This is a genomic window from Methyloligella halotolerans (assembly GCF_001708935.1).
In the GTDB taxonomy this organism is placed as follows: domain Bacteria; phylum Pseudomonadota; class Alphaproteobacteria; order Rhizobiales; family Methyloligellaceae; genus Methyloligella; species Methyloligella halotolerans.
The window spans coordinates 15,723-32,500 of record NZ_MASI01000003.1 but is presented as its reverse complement, the minus strand read 5'-3'; the positions used below and the strand labels follow the sequence as shown (position 1 = coordinate 32,500).

The window sequence follows — 16,778 nt, the reverse complement described above, 5'->3', positions numbered from 1 at the left end:
TGCTCCCTTCTCTATCCCCGATAGCAGACCTCGCTTTTTGTGATAACGGGCCAGCAACCTTCCGGTGCTGTCCGCCGCGAACCCGAGGGACCATGGGCTCGCGCGCTCTTCGAAGGCGGGAGGTCTTCGGATGCGAACCGCGGAACGAAGCGTTGGATCGAGGGGGGAACGGATTGTCTGAATCGCAAGATCCCTTTGCGCTTATCACCCGCAAGGCCGGTGCGCTCATCAAGTCGGAGCCCCGCGGCCTTCCTCAGATCTATCTTGCCCAGCATAAGCAGACCCCGCGCAGCCTGCCTGAGGTCTATCTCAACGATCACGAGAATCACGGCATCACCGGCCGCCTGAAATGGATGGCCAGCACCTGCCTGGCCGGCACCGTCGGCCTCTGCCTTATAGGTATTGCGGTTTACGCCTCCATGAGCATGGAGGATGGCTCCGGAATGATGGATTCCATCAAGCGCGCCAGCCTCGCTGCGCTGCGCCCCATGGAAACCGCCAGCATCGCCCACGATTCGGATCAGAGCCCCACGGCCCTCAAGGGCGACCGCATCGAGACCACCTCGGCCGGGTTCGCCAGCCGCCAGCTCATCCACGACACCGTGGTACAGCGCAAAGCGCCCGCGAGTTCATCACCATCAAGCCTTATGTACGGCTGGTCGTAGGACTTTCCACCCAGCAGCCCGCCCACCCCGAAGACATCCCTCCCTTCAATCCCTTCAAGCTTTACTCCGACAACACCCCCATCGGCGGCGATGGCGACGCCGAGAATCAGAAGCGCTTCACATCGAAGGTCGTGAACCTTCCTATGGACGCCCTGGCCAGCGACGGTCTCGAGCTCGGCCCGGACGAAGTTCTGAGCCTCGTCGCGGAAGCGGCTGAGAACTTCGCCTATGCCGAACGCTCCATCGATAAGCCGGAGACCGCGGGCTCGGGCGACGACCTCCCCATCCAGAACGCCTCCTACAGCCCCGATGACGGTCTCGATCAGCCGGCCGAGCACAATCTGACCATCATCAACAAGCTCGTGGAAGACGAGGATGACGGCAAGCCGAAGCTCCTCCCCGGCACCGAGGTGAAGGCCATTGAGGTGAAGAGCGGCGACAGCCTGCTCGCCATTATCAAGAAGGCCGGCACCGACATGGCCCAGGCCAGCGCGATCATCGCCGCCATGAAGCCCGTCTTCTCGCCCGACACCCTGCAGCCCAAGCAGGAGATCCGCTTCACCCTGGTTCCGACCCCGAGCGACACCGGCACCATGGATGCCGTCCGCGTCAGCGTGTTCAGCGCCGACGACAAGCATCTCGCCACCGTGGCCCGCAGCCGCGACGGCGACTATCTCGCCTCCGACCAGGCGGTGGACGTGGCGGCCATCGAAGCCATGAAGAAGGAGCAGGAAGAGGAATCCGACCCGACCAAGGTCACCCTCTATAAGGCGTTCTACGAAGCCGCCCGCGAGCAGAAGATCCCGTCCGGCGCCATCCGCAACCTCCTCCGCATCCACTCCTACGATATCGATTTCAAACAGAAGGTACGCCCCGGCGACAGTTTCGAGGCCTTCTTCGATCTGCCCGAGGGCGCCGGCGAGGATGAGCAATCCGGCGGCGAGCTGCTCTACACCTCCATGACCGTGCGCAACCAGACCCGCACCTTCTATCGCTTCCGCACCCCCGACGGGGTGGTCGACTACTACGACCCGTCCGGAAACAGCGCCAAGAAGTTCTTGATGCGCAATCCGGTCCGCGGCGGCCGCTACAGCTCGGGCTTCGGCTATCGTAACCATCCGCTGCTCGGCGGGGTGCGCCGCCACACCGGCGTCGACTGGGCCGCCCCCCGCGGCACCCCGATCGTCGCCGCCGGCGACGGCATCGTCCAGTCCGTCGGACGCAACGGCGCCTACGGCAACTATGTCCGCATCAAGCATTCCAACGGCTTCGACACTGCCTACGGCCACATGTCCCAATTCGCCGACGGCATGCATACCGGCGTACATGTGAAGCAGGGCCAGGTCATCGGCCTGGTAGGCTCGACAGGCCGCTCAACCGGCCCGCACTGTCACTTCGAAGTGCTCGTAAACAACGACTTCGTGGACCCCATGACCATCCAGGTCCCCCGCGGCCTCCAGCTCACCGGCCGCCAGCTCGCAGAATTCCAGAAAGAGCGCGCCCGCATCGACAACCTGATGCAGATCGACCCGATCACCACCCGCGTCGCCGACGTCAATCCCGTCGCCACCTCCAGCGAATAAGCTTCCCAGACGAACATTCCGGCCCCTGCCGAAGCCGACCAAGCCAGTGCGAAGTCAGTGCGGCGGCTACACCTGCGGCCGTCATCCCTGCGAAAGCAGGGATCCAGTATCCCTGCAGCGAGACTCTAACCGGCGGCGGTGACTGGATTGCCCGGTCGAGCCGGGCAATGACAGCGGGGAGGAGACGACGGCTTCTTCTCAGCCGACGACCAAAACGCCGCGTCATTGCCGGGCTTGTCTCGGGCATCCACGCCATTGCGGCTCATCACAGTCGACAGTCATCGCTGAGGGGGTGCGGACGCTACCGACCTCTCCCCGCCGGGGAGAGGTCGGATGCGCAGCATCCGGGTGAGGGGGAAGGAGAACCGGATAACCTGATCCCCCTCACCCCAACCCTCTCCCCGAGGGGAGAGGGAGCACGCTGCGGTGCTAGATAGTAAAGCACCCACGCGCCGAACTTCGCCGGCCCGAAAGCCGCGAGCGTGAGGGATTGCGGAACCCCGAGAGGCCGCTGTCCGATTTTTAGTATAGCAACCTCATGGCGCTCCGCTTATGCGGCGATATTGAAGCCCGACCCACCGCTTACCGCTCAAAGATCGAACTTGGCGCCGTATGAACTCGAACGCCTGCGAACGAAGGCCGGGACACTGTTCCTGGCGGATGGGTTTGGACCCCTGAGGCAGGTTCGTTACACCCGCGCGCGTTCGACTCTCACCGCTTTCGCGCGCGTCTGACCTCAGGCGCCGCCCCTTCCCTCACGCGATCAGGACGGTCCTAGGTCACGCATCTCTCATGAGAAAAGGTGGAGTGAGTTTAGGGGAGGCTTTGGGAGTGGGGATAAGATTGGCGCGTCAGCAGGCAGTGCGTCTCTAGAAGTGAAGTCTGAACAGACCTAAAGCACCTTTGCACAACCGAGATGGCACCGCCGAAGATTTGCGAGTGTCCGGCCGGCCGAGCCGCACTCTGCCAAGGAGACTTTATACGCTTCGTGCACTCAACCCCTGCGACACCGAGATTCCTCCACAATCGCATGCAGCTAATCTTCTCTCTCGACAGCGAAGTATTCAATCCAGCATGGATCAGCAGGGAGCCTCGATAGTTCGTCATCCATGATCGATCTTTCAACGGGCTACGCCAGTCCCCTAGTGCTGACGATCCAATCACGCAACGGGAGGAGGTTGTGAGCCCAGAATATCGACAAACCACGCTCTTGCGCATCAATGAGGTTATGCAGTTTGTAAACTCCGCTCAGAACTGCGCTCGGCACCACTTGCCGTCGACCGAAATCCGTTCGCCAAGTTACTGCTTTAACTGCGGCATCATTATTCAAGCGCTTCACCGAATTAGTCGACGAGTTTGATACCTTACACTCGATCGGCATAATGCGATGATCCCATAGGCGCACGACGATGTCAGCCTTCCGATTACCAAGGACACTTTCACCGCAAAATTCTCCTGGTTCCGGAGCATACGAGACATTTTGAATTTCTCGGGACGCGACCTCGGCAAAGCCGAGCTCCTCTAGCGCAGCCTTTACCGTGGCCTCCTGTTTCGTTTTACCGGAGGTGCGGCGACGTGTTTGCGTCCGGCTCGCGGCCATGAGCGCGGCAGATGCCATTACCGCAGCGTCACGTTCCGCTTCCGTGGGTTCGCGCCCCTCAACGACCCACGCGAATCGACGGCGATCGATCACTTGTCGCACTACCGCAACAGTCCGCTGCACCAAGTCTGGGGATTTTTCTAGTCTGGCCCTCGATAATGAAGGAGCGTCGGCCAACACTTTTAGGTCGTCCTGGGAAATTGGAGGAGCAGCCAGATAGCGAAAATCGGCGCTGGCGCGCGCAATCCGACAGACCACCACGCCTTCCGATGCCTAGCAACGTAACCTTTGTTCGCTCCCATTGCCTGCGCTGTCCTCAGGAATCGGGCAACTAAGGAGCGATCTTCAGTATTGAGTTCGTCAAGATCGGCTGGAAGATCAATGACGCGACGCAAGCCTGCGACATCTGAAAGAAGCCCTTCTGCATCGAGCACTTCACGTGCTCGGGTGATCGTAGGGTATAGGACCGATTCCGGCAAATCGGCACTATGAGGACCCGCGATCCAGACTCCGTTTGCACCTGTGACGGTACCTCGGTGAACTCGACACAGCTCACCAAGCTCTACAAAACCTTCCGGAGGTTTCTCGCCAGCACGCGTGAGGTGTGACCAACGTTGTTCGACAAACAAGCGATCCCGATGGACTTTTCGTCCTTTTTCCAGTTCGCCCAACTTAGATAGGTCATCAACGCGTTTGAAACAAAGAGATCTTGGCTTCGTTCCTATCTCAAATGTCGTGATCGCAGCCGTTGTTGCTGCATCGGGGAATGGCTGTGCGGTGGGTTCAACTACGGTCACGCTCTTCCCTCCCAGCTTACCGAGCATGAGCGAGCGCACGAGGGCTCCATAGTTCACGTCCAACCATTCTGAGGCGGTAACAAACACTCCAACATCGTTTGGTTTAGCAGCTCGAGCCGTAGCCAAAAAGAAATAGACGTGAAGCCCGGCAAGCTTGCTTGCCGTCAAGTCCAAATTGAGCGCTTCCGCCCTCAGCCACTCCTTCCACTCCGGCATTATCTGATGATGCCGCACATAAGGCGGGTTACCGATATAAAGAGTAGTCCCATCAATCTGCTCGGTGAATAGCCGGTAATCCATAAGAATCACGCGAGATCGGAATCCCAATCCGGCGACTGACAAGTTAGCGCGTGCCATTAGCGTGGCTACGGGATCGATATCAATGCCAACCAATTGAGCAGTCGGGAAGACGGCTCCCGCACGGAGCAAAAATCTTGCTGAGCCGACGCCAGGATCGATGATGCGATTAGGAGCACAATTACTGGCAGCCCACTCCACCATGTTTTTGACAATCGACGCTGGCGTATAGGTCGCACCGTTTTTACGGCGATCATCGGGAGACCGAAGCATTGAGAATGCTTCCCCGAGAGGGTCCTCACCGCTGCAGATTAGATCCTTTAGTCTGCGAATGCGCGCCTTTGACGGAATGCGAGTTTCAGCAGCTGTTAGCAGCGCTCGCTCTGCACCTGTCAGCGGGCCACCGGCGGATGCGGCGCCGAGCGCAAGCGCTGCAGCTACCAACTCGCTTTCGCTATTGAACGCGCTTCGACCTGGTGTCACTCGCCGCTACCCCCACAACGACTGAATCGCCGCGCATGCTCAAACCGCCAACCCTCCACCCATCGTAGGCGTTGACTTCCCAACTTACAATCCATGTTCACGAAATGTTCTAGACAAATTTAGGTCATAACACTTGGACCTCTTGCCAGGGAGAAGGAAGCCGGAGAAGAAACTTAAACAGGGAACCAGTTACAGCCCCTTAACCGCCAACCAAAATAGCGGTCCTAGCTAGCCCCTAAGCCGCCGCGCGCACGGCCTCGCCGTTGAACACCAGCCCGCCGTCGCGCGTGGTGACGTCGACGGTGTCGCCGTCATGCACCTTGCCTTCCAGCAGCAGCTCGGCCATCGGGTCCTGCACGTATTTCTGGATCACGCGCTTCAGGGGGCGGGCACCGTAGGCCGGGTCGTAGCCCTTGTTGCCGAGCCACTCCTTGGCGTCGTCGGAAAGCTCCAGGGTGATGTTGCGGTCGGCCAGAAGCTTCTGCAGCCGGACCATTTGGATGTCGACAATGGCGCGCATCTGGTTCCGCTTCAGCCGGTGGAACAGGATGATCTCGTCCACCCGGTTCAGGAACTCGGGCCGGAAATGGGCCCGCACCACATCCATCACCTGGTCGCGCACCTGGTCCGAGTCCTCGCCCTCCGGCTGGTTCACCAGATACTCGGCGCGAGATTCGACGTCATGATGATCAGCGTGTTGCGGAAATCGACCGTGCGCCCCTGCCCGTCCGTCAGGCGGCCGTCATCCAGCAACTGGAGCAGCACGTTGAAGACGTCCGGATGGGCCTTCTCGATCTCGTCGAACAGGATGACCTGGTAGGGCCGGCGGCGGACGGCCTCGGTCAGCGCCCCGCCCTCTTCATAGCCGACATAGCCGGGCGGCGCGCCGATCAGGCGGGCCACCGCGTGCTTCTCCATATATTCGCTCATGTCGATGCGCAGGATCGCGCTCTCGTCGTCGAACAGGAATTCGGCCAGCGCGCGGGAGAGCTCCGTCTTGCCGACGCCCGTGGGGCCGAGGAAGATGAACGAGCCGATCGGCCGGTTGGGATCCTGCAGGCCGGCGCGCGCCCGGCGGACGGCCGTGGCGACGGCGGTGACCGCCTCCTCCTGGCCGACCACGCGCTTGGCGAGCCCGGTCTCCATCTGGAGCAGCTTCTCGCGCTCGCCTTCGAGCATCCGGTCGACGGGCACGCCGGTCCAGCGGGAGACGACCTGGGCGACCATATCGGGGGTTACGACCTCCTGGGCCATCACGCCGCCCTGGCTTTCCGTCTCTTCCATCTCTTTCAACTTGGCCTCGAGCTCGGGGATGCGCCCATAGGCCAACTCGCCGGCCTTGGCGAGATCGCCGCCGCGCTGAGCCTGCTCCAGCTCGATGCGGGCCGCGTCCAGCTGCTCTTTCAGCTTCTGGGCGCCCTGCAGCTTCTCCTTCTCCTCCAGCCATTTCTGGCCGACGGTGGAAGCCTCCTCCTCCAGATTGCCGAGCTCCTTCTCCAGCTTCTCAAGCCGGTCCTTGGAAGCGTCGTCGGTCTCCTTTTTCAGGGCCTCGCGCTCGATCTTCAGCTGGATGATGCGCCGGTCCAACTCGTCGAGCGCTTCCGGCTTGGAATCCACCTGCATGCGCAGGCGCGACGCCGCCTCGTCAACCAGGTCGATGGCCTTGTCGGGCAGGAAGCGGTCGGTGATGTAGCGGTTGGAGAGCGTGGCTGCGGTCACCAGCGCGCTGTCGGCGATGCGCACCCCGTGATGCAGCTCGTACTTCTCCTTCAGGCCGCGCAGGATGGAGATCGTGTCCTCCACCGTCGGCTCGGCCACGAAGACCGGCTGGAAGCGGCGGGCGAGGGCTGCGTCCTTCTCCACATGCTTGCGATACTCGTCCAATGTCGTGGCGCCGACGCAATGGAGCTCGCCCCGAGCGAGTGCCGGCTTCAGCAGGTTGGAGGCGTCCATCGCCCCGTCCGCCGCGCCCGCACCGACCAGCGTGTGCATCTCGTCGATGAACAGGATGATGCCGCCCTCGGCCGCCTGGATCTCCGACAGCACGGACTTGAGACGCTCTTCGAATTCGCCGCGATATTTCGCGCCGGCGATGAGCGAGCCCATATCGAGGGCCATCACCTTCTTGTCCTTCAGGCTTTCGGGCACGTCGCCTTCGACGATGCGCCGGGCGAGCCCCTCGACGATGGCTGTCTTGCCGACGCCCGGCTCGCCGATCAGCACCGGATTGTTCTTGGTCCGGCGCGAAAGCACCTGGATCGTCCGGCGGATCTCTTCGTCGCGCCCGATGACCGGGTCCAGCTTGCCCTTCGAGGCGGCCTCGGTGAAATCCTGGGTATAGCGCTTCAGCGCGTCATAGGCCTGCTCGGCCCCGGCGGAATCCGCGGTGCGCCCTTTGCGCAGATCGTCGATCGCGGCGCGCAGGGTCGCCGGCGTAATCCCGCAGCCGGAGAGAATCTTCTCCGCTTCGGTGTCCTTCGCCTGGGATAGCGCCTGAAGCAGCCGCTCCACCGTCACGAAGCTGTCGCCCGCCTTGGTGGCGAGCTGCTCGGCCTCGTCCAGAACCTTCGCCGTGGCGCTCGCCATGTAGGTCTGGGCGGCCTGTCCGGAAACCTTCGGCAGCTTGCCGAGCGCCGCTTCGGTGCGCTCCAGCGCCTCTTTCGCATTGCCGCCGGCGCGGGTGATGAGCCCGCTTGCGAGACCTTCGGGGTCGTCGAGCAGCACCTTGAGGAAATGCTCCGGCGTAATCTGCTGATGCCCTTCGCGCACCGCAACGGTCTGCGCGGACTGGAGAAAGCCCTTCAGGCGATCGGAAAACTTTTCAATATCCATGATGAGTCCCTATAGGCGTTTCCGGCTCGAAGAGGCGCAAGGTCGGGAAGGCCCCGCCGCGGCTTCTGGATCGAGCCTGATACGCTGATAACTGCGTTTTATTAACGCAGGATATAGGGTGGGATTGTCGGGACAAAAGAGGAGCAACCGGTAAGGAAGCTCCTAAAATCCTGTCTCATGCCGGCACAAAAAGCTCTTCCGAGAGCCCGGGCCGCCACCGTCTGGAAGCGGTGCAAGCTGCCGCAACGAGGGACTCGTGCGGCAGCGTCAAAGGATAGCGTGACCGAACCCCGTCGTGGGTGAGGTTGCGAGGACCGCCTGCTAGTTTACGGCTTCCTCGGAAGCGCCTTCCGCTTCGGGCTTGGCGTCGGCGGCAGCCTGGTCGTGGCGGGAGCTGTCTCCCCCACCGGAGTTGCCGTCATCGGAAGCGGTCTTCTCGGCGCCATTGGAGCGCCCGCCGCCGTCGTTCCGCTTGGAATTCCGGCGCGGCTTGTCGCCTCGCGGAGAAGCGGCGCGCGGCTCGCTATCGGAGTCCCGGTCGTTGTCCGACCCGCGGGAGTTCTCCGAACCCTCATCTTCGTCGTCGTCGTCGTCCGACCGGCCGCGATAATTGCTGCCGTTCGCGCCGTCGCCGGGCTGATTGCCCTGACCTTGCGCGGTCTGCGCAGCCATGATGATGCGGTTATAGTGCTCCGCGTGCTGGAGATAGCTCTCCGCACCCACCGAATCGCCGGAAGACAGCGCATCGCGCGCGAGCGACATGTACTTTTCCGCGATATGGGCAGCGGTCCCGCGAATCTTTACATCCGGGCCGTTGGACTCGTAATTCCGTGCGAGAGGATTTTGGGATTTGCGACCGCGGCCGCGACCTCGCCTATTCTGTTGTCCTTGCCTCATCAGCTCCCTTTAAAGATTGCTTGGCGGCGTATCGCCACCGCTCCTTCCCAAAACTCTGCGACCGGTTCGTCCCAGTCTGAAGCTTTATCCAGATCGAGCCCTTTACGCGATGGACCCCTTCGAGACGGACAGAGCAGCGCTCATGCCGTCGTTCAAACCGCGGCGGAAGGCCGAACGAACAGTGGCAATCCAGCAAGGCGACGGCGACCGACTTGGCTACCGTCCGATCGGGACAGCAAACCGAGACCATGGAGCCGTCCCTACGGCAACCCAACTCTGAGGCCGAAACCCCGTGCTAAGAAGGGCGGTCGAGCATCCTCTGAACGTCCCGCCAGAGACTGGCGGCCCCGGATTAAGGTTTTAGGAGTTCAGAAGAGTTCCGCTCGTTGCCACTACAATCAGCGAGCGCTTCGCGCTGCAGCCGAGAGTGTTCATCCATTGGTAGAAACCTAGCCCGAAGACGCTGCAGTTCCAAGCTCTTTTTTGCTCCGTCCCGGCGCTGCGCCCGACCGCCGCACCTGCCATTTTCCGGTCACACCACGGGCCCTTCCCGCAAGGTCGCGAAACAGCCAGGCCTCCTCCTCCAGCGTCAGTCCCGCAGCCCCCATCAGCCCTGCGACATCCTCCGCCTGGGTCTCACCGATCTCGAAGAAAACCGCGCCGCCCGGCTTGAGGATCTTGGGCAGAGAATCGATGATTCGCCGATAGGCATCGAGCCCGTCCGGCCCGCCGTCGAGCGCCAGCAAGGGATCGTGGTCGCGGACCTCCACGGCCAATGCCGTAATCTCCGCGCTCGCGATATAGGGCGGGTTCGCCACCACGATATCGAAAGCGGGACTGCCGAGCGGAGCCAACCAATCGGCGCAACAGAACCCGGCGCGATGCTCCAGCCCAAGCGCCACAGCATTGGTCCGCGCGGTCTTCAGCGCATCTTCGCTGCGGTCGATCCCGAGCCCCGTCGCGCCCTCGATCTCCGCCAGCAGCGTCAGCAGGATCGCGCCGCTTCCGACGCCAAGATCGAGAATTCGGGGAGCGTTTCCCGCCAGCGGACTGTTGAGCACCGCATCGATGAGCGTCTCGGTGTCGGGACGCGGATCCAGCGTGCCTTCGCTCAATCGGAAGGAACGACCGTAAAACTCCCGGCTGCCGAGGATCCGCGAGATCGGCGACCCCGCCGCGCGCCTCTCCAGGAACGTGGCGAAGCGCGCCGCTGCAATGTCCGTCAGAACAGCCTGAGGATCACGGAGATAATCTTCGGGGCCGATCCCTGCGCTGGCAAACAGCAGCAACCGCGCGTCCAGCATCGCCGTGTCGCTGCCGCTCTCGGCGAGCTGCGATGCCGCGGTCGAAACCGCCTCTCTGAAGGATGCCCCCCGGAACGGCGGCAGCTTAGCCATCGACCGTATCCGGCTCGGTGCCTGCCGCCACCTGATCCTGCATCTCCGCCAGGAGATCGGCCTGATGCTCGGTGGTCAGCGCGTCGACGATTTCGTCCAGCCCTTCGCCGGCCAGGATGAGGTCCAGCTTGTGGAGCGTGAGATTGATCCGGTGGTCCGTCACCCGGCCTTGCGGGAAATTATAGGTCCGAATCCGCTGGGACCGGTCGCCCGAGCCGATCTGGCTCTTGCGATCCGCCGCCCGAGCCGATTCCTGGCGCATCCGCTCCGCGTCGTAGAGCCGGGAGCGCAGCACCTTCATGGCCTTCGCCTTGTTCTTGTGCTGGGACTTCTCGTCCTGCTGGATCACGACGATACCGGTCGGGATATGTGTGATGCGCACGGCGCTATCGGTGGTGTTCACCGACTGACCTCCCGGCCCACTCGCCCGGAACACGTCGATGCGGAGATCCTTGTCCTCGATCGCGACATCGACTTCTTCCGCCTCGGGCAGCACCGCTACGGTCGCCGCCGACGTGTGGATGCGGCCTTGGGTTTCCGTCTCCGGAACCCGCTGCACCCGATGCACCCCGGATTCGAATTTCAGATGGGCGAACACGCCCTTCCCCGAGATGCTCGCGATGATTTCCTTATAGCCGCCGGTCGCCGATTCGCTGGCCGACAGGATGGCGATCTTCCATCCCTTCTTGTCGGCATAGCGCTGATACATGCGGAACAGATCGCCGGCGAACAGTGCCGCCTCGTCACCGCCGGTGCCGGCGCGCACCTCGAGGATGGCGTCCTTTTCGTCGGCGGCGTCTTTGGGCAGGAGCTGGAGCTTGAGCTTGTGCTCTATCTCTTCGAGCTTCTCTTCCAGCTCCCACTTCTCGGCTTCCGCGAGCTCGATCATCTCCTTGTCGGAGGATGGATCGTCCAAAAGCTGCTTCAGCCCCTCATACTCGCTCTCAGCCGCCCGCAGCTCCTTGATCGTCGCGACGATCGGATCGATCTCGGCGAACTCCCGCGACAGGCGCACGAAGGTCTCCTGATCGGGACCCGTCGCCAGGGTGTTCTGCACATCCTCCCAGCGGGAGACGAGCTTATCGAGCTTATCGGAGTTAATCGCAGTCAATATAGAAGGCTCGGAATGGAGGCCTGGGGCCTATTGCGGCATGTCTGGCACAGGCAGGCGATCGCCTTTGCGGCTCTGTGGATCTTCCGGATCCATCGGCGCATCCGGCTCGCTCGCATCGCCCGCAGCCCCGGTGCTCTGACCGGTCTCCTGCTGCGGCGCGGTGCCCGTGCCGAACAACGAGCCCACCTGACTGAACAGAAGCCATAGAACGAAGATGGCCGCGAGCACAATGACGATCATCGCGATCGCCTTCTTCAGTCGGCTGCTCTTCTTCTCCTCCGGACCTGCCATGCCGGCCTCAGGCGGCGCGTATTCGGCCTCCGGCCACTCTGCATCCGGCTGAGGCGGCGGCGGGGCGGCAGGGCTCTGAGGAGGCGGCATCGGCTGTCCCCCAGGCGGTGGTCTGAATTGACCACCCGGCTGGGGCCGTCCTTGGGGCGCTCCTTGAGGAGGCGGCGGCCGATATTGTGGCGGCATCGTCCCTGGCCGCCCGCCTTGCTGCGGCGGCTGCCCTTGAGGCGGACCGCCGGGACCTGCCGGACGCGCCCCCCCGGGTTGCTGCGGTCTGCCCTGCGGCGGACGCTGAGCGGGTGCACCTTGCGGCCTCGGCGCACCTTGAGGCGGAGCCGGACGGGCGGGCGCACTGCCCGGTCCGTAACTGGGCTGAGCTTGCGGACTTTCCGGCCGTCCTCTGCCGCCCTGGCCGGGCATGTCGTATGGCGACTCGTAAGGCGACGGCGCGTCGGAATAAGAAGGCTCCGGATACGACGGCTCCGGATATTGCGAGTCGGGATAGAGCCCATTACTCGGCTGGCTTGGCGGCATCGGGTCGTCGAACGAAGCCGGCTCCGGGGCGTAGGGCTCACGGGTCGAAAAATCGAGCGGAGGCGGATTCTCCGGAGGCATCTCCTCAGGGATCACGCCCGCCTCGACCTGAGCGTAGACGCGACGCAGCAGGGGCTGCACGTCGAGATTCAGGAGCTCGCCGTAACCCGAGACCACGCGCGAGGTTTCCGGCCAGGGCGGCAAGGCGTAAAGCGTACCTTGTTCCAGCGCCTGGACGACCTCAACCTGTGTGGAGAGCCGATCGGCGAGCTCCGCCTCGTCGAGATTGCTGGCGAGACGGAGATCCCGAAAAAGCTCTGCCACCTCCGCATCAAAGCCGGCGGGCATTTCGCATATCCCGTAAACATGCAGGCGTGGCCAAACGGGACCGTTCGCGTCCCGGCTGCATCGGGCGCATTTCGCCCGGTGCCACCGTCGGGAACCGATCCCAAATCCTGCGAATTTCCATTAACACAAACCTATCGCCTGGGGTTTTGCAACTGCTGCGGCCCCTAGCTTTGCCTCTCTCCTCTCAAACTAAGCACAGGTTACGGCCTCGTGGCACTAAACCTGCACACCCTTTTCAACTGCAAAAGCCTGCAATTGGTCCCTTAGTTCACCGGAATCTTCGTCCAATAGGGTTAGGAGTTTTTGTGAGGTCTCTCCGACATCGAGCGAGAGAATCATTGCTTTTACAGGACCGACCGAGGCCGGCGCCATCGAAATGGACCGGAATCCGAGCCCGATGAGCGCCATCGCTTCCAGCGGCTTGCCCGCCATCTCGCCGCATAACGTGATCGGAACCTCGTGGCGCTTGCCCGCCAGAACGACCGAGCGAAGAGCCCGCAGCCCGGCCCGGTTCAGATTGTCGAACCGTCCCGCGACCTTTTCGTTCGACCGGTCGGCAGCGAACATGAACTGCATCAGATCGTTGCTGCCCACGGAGACGAAATCCACCAGCGGCATCAGCTCATCCAGTTGCCAAAGCAGCGAGGGCACCTCCACCATGGCGCCGATCAGCAATCGGGACGGCTCCTGCTTGCCATGGCGCTTGAGGATCTGAAGCTCCTTGGTGATGAAGGACTTCGCTTCGGTCAGCTCGCTGACATCGGCGATCATCGGCAGCAGGATGCGCAATTCCCGGCCCGCCGCGCCGCGCATGAGCGCCCTGATCTGGGTACGGAACAGCGCCGGCCGGTCGAGCGCCATGCGTATGGCGCGCCAGCCCAGCGCCGGGTTCTCTTCCTTCACAGCCTGGAAATAGGGAAGCACCTTGTCCCCGCCCACATCGAGGGTACGGAACACCACGGGCTTGCCGCCAGCCGCATCGAAGATCGCCTTATACATGCGCGTCTGCTGGTCGAGCCGCGGGAAGGTCGACGAGATCATGAACTGCAGCTCGGTCCGGAACAGGCCGATGCCGTCGGCCCCCGACTCCTCCAGATGAGGCAGATCGAACAGCAGCCCGGCATTGATGTTGAGGGAGATCTTCTCCTCATCCAGCGTCACCGCCGGAACGGACCGCAACGCGGCGTATTGCGCCTGCCTCCGGGCCCTGAACCGCACCTTGTCGGAATAGGCCTGCACGACCTCCTGGGTCGGCCGCACATGCAGCTCGCCGCCATCCGCGTCGACGATCGCCGCATCGCCCGCCTCGACCGATTCGAGGATGCCCTTTGCCTGGCTGACAGCCGCGATGCCCAATGCGCGGGCAACGATCGCCACATGGCTCCCCGAGCCGCCCTCCACCAGAACGAGGCCGCGCAGCTTCTCCCGGTCGTAATCGAGGAGCTCCGCGGGGCCCATATTGCGGGCGATCAGGATGCTGTCATGGGGCAGGTTCCCCGAGGCCGCCGTTCCCGTGCCGCCCGAGAGCAGACGAAGAAGCCGGTTAGACAGATCGTCGATATCGTGCAGCCTGTCCCGCGAATGGGCATCGGTCTGGCGCAGCATCCGCGCTCGCGTATCGTTGCGCACGCGCTGAACGGCGGCCTCCGCGGTCAGGCCCGTATGGAGCGCTTCCTCCAGCCGGCGCCGCCAGCCCCGATCATCGGCGAACATGCGGAAGGCCTCGAGCACCTCGCGATGCTCCCCGGCCCGCGCCATGTCGCCCCGCTCCAGCATGGCGTCGATCATTCCCGTGAGATCGTCGATCGCCTGATCGAGGCGCCGCTGCTCCAGATCCGCATCTTCGGCGATCAGCTTCGTGACCATCACCGGCGGCTCGTGCAGCACCACATGGCCGAGAGCCACACCCTCGGATAGCGGCAGGACCTGCATCCTCAGCGCATCGTCGCGCTCGCCTGGACCAACATCGTCGTTTGCCAGCATGCCGCCCGAGGCCAGCATTTCAGCCAGGACCATTGCCGTGGTCTGAAGCGCCTCGACCTCCTCATCGGTATATTGCCGATGGGTGCGGTTCTGCACCGTCAAGACGCCGATAGCGTGACCGCCGCGTAGGATCGGCACACCGACGAAGGAGTGGTAGATTTCTTCGCCGGTTTCCGGGCGATACGAGTAGGCCGGATGATTCTGCGCATCCGGAAACTGCATGGCCTCGGCCTCTTGCGCGATCAGGCCGACCAAACCTTCGCCACGTTTCAGATGGGTGCTGTGAACGGCGCGCTCCGCCAGACCCTCCGTGGCCACGAGCTCCAGCGAATCGTCCCTGCGGCGCAAGTAGAGCGAGCACACCTCCGCGACCATGTTGGACGCGATAAGCACCACGACCTTGTCCAGCCGCGCTTGCGTGCTTTCGGGCTCCGCCATCACCTCGCGGAGGCGCCGCAGCAACTGTCTTGGTGCGCTCACTGAAAGGGCCATAACAACATTCCTCGCGGGAGCACCTGCGCCCGCGACATCATCCTAGCAAGATCGACAAGCCGCCCGGCGCGGAACTACCGGCTGTCCAGACCGAAAAGTGTGTGCAAGGTCCGTACCGCCAGCTCGGCATAGGCGGCATCGATCAAAATGCTGATCTTGATCTCCGAGGTGGAGATCGCCTGAATGTTGATGCCCTTTTCGGAGAGAGCGTGAAACATCTGGGCCGCCACGCCGGCATGGCTTCGCATGCCGACGCCGATCGCCGAGACCTTTGCCACATTGGTCGACCCGTCCAGGTCGCCGTAGCCGATCTCGTCTTTTTTCGAGCGTAGCACGTCGAGCGCGCGGTCCAAATCCGCGCTCTGGACCGTGAAGGTCAAATCCGTATAGCGGCCGTCCTCGGAAACGTTCTGGACGATCATGTCGACATTGATGTTCGCCTCGGCGAGCGGTCCGAAGACGCCGGCCGCAACGCCCGGCTTGTCGGCCACCTTGATCAGCGTGACTTTCGCCTCGTCCGGCGCATACGCGATACCGCTGACGACTTTCTGCTCCACGATCTCATCCTCCTCGCACACCAGCGTGCCAAGCTCCGCAAGGTCCGCGCTCGCGTCCTGATCGGCGTCGTCGAAGCTCGACCGGACCAGCACGGGCACGCTGCGCTGCATCGCCAGCTCAACGGAGCGCGTCTGCAGGACCTTTGCCCCTTGCGAGGCCATTTCTAACATTTCTTCGTAGGAAATCCGGTTCATCCGCTGCGCCTGGGGCACGATGCGGGGGTCCGTCGTGTAGACCCCGTCGACATCCGTGTAGATATCGCAGCGATCGGCCGAAAGCGCGGCGGCGAGCGCCACCGCCGACGTGTCCGAACCGCCCCGGCCCAACGTGGCGATCCGCCCATCCGGCGCGATGCCCTGGAAGCCCGCGACCACGGCCACCTCGCCATCGAGCACCTGTCCTCGCAGCGCATCGCCCTGGATGCCGGTGATCCTCGCCTTGGAATGCACGGGATCCGTATTGAGCGGGATCTGCCAGCCCTGCCAGGAACGCGCCTTGACCCCGAGCGATTGCAGCACCAGAGCCAGGAGCCCCGCCGTCACCTGCTCGCCGGAGGAGACCACCGCATCGTATTCACACGCATCGTATCCCTGCGATTCGCCGTTCTCGCGATGGCCGTCTACATTGGCCGCACGCCCACGCGCCGCATCCTCGACCCAGGCGATGAGCTGGTTCGTCTGGCCGGCCATGGCCGACACCACCACCGCGCAACGATTGCCGGCGTCGATCTCCCGCTTCACATGGCGGGCGGCATTCCGGATCTTGTCGATATCGGCGACCGACGTGCCGCCGAATTTGAGCACTAGCAGGGCCATGGCCCCTCCCGAGCGGCGGATGTCACGCGCCTGCCCCAAGCAATGAAAGGGCCGGCCCTCTTGGACCGGCCCCAAGTGACGTCACTATTCTG

At 63.0% G+C, this 16,778-nt stretch carries 10 protein-coding genes and 1 pseudogene; 2 read left to right on the top strand and 9 right to left on the bottom strand.

The window, feature by feature from the left end:
• The first annotated feature begins 173 nt into the window (after nucleotides 1-173).
• Together A7A08_RS16175 and A7A08_RS06560 are read left to right on the top strand one after the other, a co-directional pair.
• Nucleotides 174-665 (top strand): hypothetical protein, encoded by a 492-nt coding sequence (locus A7A08_RS16175; RefSeq protein ID WP_069094733.1) that lies wholly within the window; start codon nucleotides 174-176, stop codon nucleotides 663-665.
• A gap of 131 nt (nucleotides 666-796) precedes the next feature.
• The gene (locus A7A08_RS06560; protein ID WP_169822944.1) at nucleotides 797-2,248 is read left to right on the top strand and encodes a M23 family metallopeptidase; all 1,452 of its coding nucleotides are present in this window, start codon (nucleotides 797-799) and stop codon (nucleotides 2,246-2,248) included.
• Between the two features lie 1,129 nt (nucleotides 2,249-3,377).
• On the opposite strand, the gene A7A08_RS15490 is transcribed toward A7A08_RS06560, so the two are convergent.
• The 9 genes and pseudogenes from A7A08_RS15490 to A7A08_RS06520 all read right to left on the bottom strand — a co-directional run bounded on the left by A7A08_RS15490 (nucleotide 3,378) and on the right by A7A08_RS06520 (nucleotide 16,686).
• Nucleotides 3,378-4,028: a XamI family restriction endonuclease gene (locus A7A08_RS15490; RefSeq protein WP_245290837.1), complete on the bottom strand. Its 651-nt coding sequence runs from the start codon at nucleotides 4,026-4,028 to the stop codon at nucleotides 3,378-3,380.
• 2 nt (nucleotides 4,029-4,030) lie between these two features.
• Complete coding sequence (locus A7A08_RS15935) at nucleotides 4,031-5,215, bottom strand: Eco57I restriction-modification methylase domain-containing protein (RefSeq protein WP_141693884.1); 1,185 nt, start codon at nucleotides 5,213-5,215, stop codon at nucleotides 4,031-4,033.
• A 445-nt stretch (nucleotides 5,216-5,660) separates the two neighbouring features.
• Nucleotides 5,661-8,257: pseudogene (clpB, locus tag A7A08_RS06555) on the bottom strand (ATP-dependent chaperone ClpB).
• 321 nt (nucleotides 8,258-8,578) lie between these two features.
• A complete protein-coding gene (locus tag A7A08_RS17575; protein ID WP_083226518.1) occupies nucleotides 8,579-9,154 on the bottom strand; it encodes a DUF4167 domain-containing protein in 576 nt (191 codons plus the stop codon).
• 449 nt (nucleotides 9,155-9,603) lie between these two features.
• Nucleotides 9,604-10,551 (bottom strand): peptide chain release factor N(5)-glutamine methyltransferase, encoded by a 948-nt coding sequence (gene prmC / locus A7A08_RS06545; RefSeq protein ID WP_069094730.1) that lies wholly within the window; start codon nucleotides 10,549-10,551, stop codon nucleotides 9,604-9,606.
• Nucleotides 10,544-11,662, bottom strand: coding sequence for a peptide chain release factor 1 (gene prfA / locus A7A08_RS06540; RefSeq protein ID WP_069094729.1), 1,119 nt, complete (start codon nucleotides 11,660-11,662; stop codon nucleotides 10,544-10,546). Before prfA ends, prmC begins: the two co-directional genes overlap by 8 nt.
• Nucleotides 11,663-11,692: 30 nt before the next feature.
• Nucleotides 11,693-12,838 (bottom strand): helix-turn-helix domain-containing protein, encoded by a 1,146-nt coding sequence (locus tag A7A08_RS15930; RefSeq protein ID WP_141693883.1) that lies wholly within the window; start codon nucleotides 12,836-12,838, stop codon nucleotides 11,693-11,695.
• A gap of 216 nt (nucleotides 12,839-13,054) precedes the next feature.
• Nucleotides 13,055-15,313 carry a phosphoenolpyruvate--protein phosphotransferase gene (gene ptsP, locus A7A08_RS06525; protein ID WP_069094726.1) on the bottom strand — a complete coding sequence of 753 codons (2,259 nt, stop codon included), beginning with the start codon at nucleotides 15,311-15,313 and terminating at the stop codon, nucleotides 13,055-13,057.
• Between the two features lie 74 nt (nucleotides 15,314-15,387).
• Entirely contained in the window at nucleotides 15,388-16,686 is a 1,299-nt protein-coding gene (locus tag A7A08_RS06520) for an aspartate kinase (RefSeq protein ID WP_069094725.1), read from the bottom strand.
• Nucleotides 16,687-16,778 lie beyond the last annotated feature (92 nt).

Excerpts from the sequence above, each read along its gene's own strand:
- A7A08_RS15930 (WP_141693883.1), bottom strand. The coding sequence starts at position 12,838 with ATGCCCGCCGGCTTTGATGCGGAGGTGGCAGAGCTTTTTCGGGATCTC.
- A7A08_RS15935 (WP_141693884.1), bottom strand. The coding sequence starts at position 5,215 with ATGCTTCGGTCTCCCGATGATCGCCGTAAAAACGGTGCGACCTATACG.
- prmC (WP_069094730.1), bottom strand. The coding sequence starts at position 10,551 with ATGGCTAAGCTGCCGCCGTTCCGGGGGGCATCCTTCAGAGAGGCGGTT.
- ptsP (WP_069094726.1), bottom strand. The coding sequence starts at position 15,313 with ATGGCCCTTTCAGTGAGCGCACCAAGACAGTTGCTGCGGCGCCTCCGC.
- A7A08_RS17575 (WP_083226518.1), bottom strand. The coding sequence starts at position 9,154 with ATGAGGCAAGGACAACAGAATAGGCGAGGTCGCGGCCGCGGTCGCAAA.
- A7A08_RS06520 (WP_069094725.1), bottom strand. The coding sequence starts at position 16,686 with ATGGCCCTGCTAGTGCTCAAATTCGGCGGCACGTCGGTCGCCGATATC.